Origin of the sequence: Tychonema sp. LEGE 06208 (assembly GCF_015207505.1) — a bacterium.
Classification (GTDB): Bacteria; Cyanobacteriota; Cyanobacteriia; order Cyanobacteriales; family Microcoleaceae; genus Microcoleus.
Genome location: NZ_JADEWT010000217.1, coordinates 1 through 1850 on the forward strand (window position 1 = coordinate 1; position 1850 = coordinate 1850).

Below are 1850 nucleotides of genomic sequence, written 5' to 3' on the forward strand. Positions count from 1 at the left end.
GCGATCGGTATGCCTCTAATCATTAATTTATTGGACAAGACTGGACAATGCGTACATGGTGAGCCATAATACTAATATGGCAAAGTACGTGAAACCAAATGAAGCAGCTAACACTTTGGGAGTTTGCCTCCGAACCCTCAGACGATGGGAAGCAGAAGGTAAAATCAACACAATCAAAACACCGTCAGGTCAAAGACGGTACGACATCGAAAAGTTCATCAAAAAAGAATCAGAACCAGAGGGAGGACGCGCCACTGTTATCTATGCTCGCGTCTCTACCCGACCTCAAAAAGCAGACCTCGATCGACAAGTTGAACGATTATCAGCGCTCTACCCAGGCGCTGAAATTGTTAAGGAAGTGGGAGGAGGACTCAATCTTAGGCGGAAAGGACTCATCACCCTTTTGGGACGAGTTTTGCTCCGCGATATCGCAGTTATTGTGGTTGCCCACAAAGACCGACTTGCAAGGTTCGGATTTGATATTATCGAGTGGCTCTGTGAGCAATTTGACTGCAAAATCGTGGTTCTCAACCAAGTCAGTCTCTCTCCGCACGCCGAACTGGTTCAAGATATTGTCGCAATTCTCCACAGTTTTTCAAGCCGACTTTACTCCATCCGACGCATTGAAAACCAAATCAAAAAAGAGTTACAAGCAGAAACCGAGACACAAAAAGAAGGAGAAAGCGCCACCTAATAAAACCTTGAAGATTAGAGTTTATCCAGAAGCCGAGTTACATAAAAAGTGGAAGTCTTGGCTGGGAGCAGCCCGCTACTGCTACAACAAAGCAATTGCAGCATTAAAGGCAAGTGAGAAAATAACTAGCGCCTATTCTTTGCGAGACTATGTATTAGGTTGTGACTTACCAGACTGGGTAAAAACTGCACCATCTCATCCTAAAGAAAATGCCATATTTGATGCTTGGGATGCTTGGAAACAAGCTTTATCAAAGGGTGGAAAAGTAAGTTTTAGAAGTTGTCGTCAACCATCTCAAGCCATCAAATTTCACAAGGTCAATTTCAACGGACAGACCTGGTTTCCATCGCTGGTTAAAGGCTTAAAGTTCCATGCAGCCGAACCAATACCTCTTCAAGTCGAGTTTGCAACCCAGCTTGTTAGAGAGCGAAAACGATGGTTTGCTTGCATCCCAGTTGTGGAAGAGGTAAAACTACCCGTCCTCGACAAAGTAATAGCCCTAGATCCTGGTGTCAGAACGTTTTTAACTGGCTACGACGGTAACTCATTTCAAGAGTTTGGCAAGGCAGACATTGGGCGCATTCAAAGATTGTGTTCTCACCTTGACAAATTGATGGGACGAATAGCCTCATCCAAAAATCGAAAACAAAAGCGCAGTATGTTGGGGGCTGCTAATCGCTTAAGAATCCGCATCCGCAACTTGGTTGATGAATTTCATAAGCAAATAGCTAATTATCTCACCAATAATTACAAAATTATGTTGCTACCGACATTTGAAACATCTCAGATGGTAGTCAAGGCGTCTCGTAAGCTGCATACCAAAACTGCTAGACAAATGCTGACTTGGGGGCATTACCGCTTTGAACGTCATCTCAAGCAAGTAGCTCTCAAGCGTGGTGTTGTCATAATTGATGTGAACGAATCCTACACATCAAAAACTTGCACCCAATGCGGACAGACACACAATAAATTAGGCGGCTCTAAAACATTTAAATGTCCCAACTGCGGTCACGAACATGACCGAGATTGGGGCGGCGCTCGGAACATTATGATCCGAGCTTTGAGGGACGGCTCCTTTGCTTTAGCTATCAATAGCGAAAGTATTGCTATCGCGTATGCCCTGTTTGTCTAGGGTTGTGCAGCGTAACACCGTCAG

General features: G+C 44.5%; 2 protein-coding genes. Both read left to right on the plus strand.

All coding sequences use genetic code 11. The features are described 5' to 3' along the window. Positions 1–76 precede the first annotated feature (76 nt). On the plus strand, positions 77–694 hold the full coding sequence (locus IQ263_RS27980) for an IS607 family transposase (RefSeq protein ID WP_194071284.1): 618 nt from the start codon (positions 77–79) through the stop codon (positions 692–694). A 7-nt stretch (positions 695–701) separates the two neighbouring features. Further along, the gene (locus IQ263_RS27985; RefSeq protein ID WP_194071285.1) at positions 702–1826 is read left to right on the plus strand and encodes an RNA-guided endonuclease InsQ/TnpB family protein; all 1125 of its coding nucleotides are present in this window, start codon (positions 702–704) and stop codon (positions 1824–1826) included. The last annotated feature ends 24 nt before the right edge of the window (positions 1827–1850 follow it).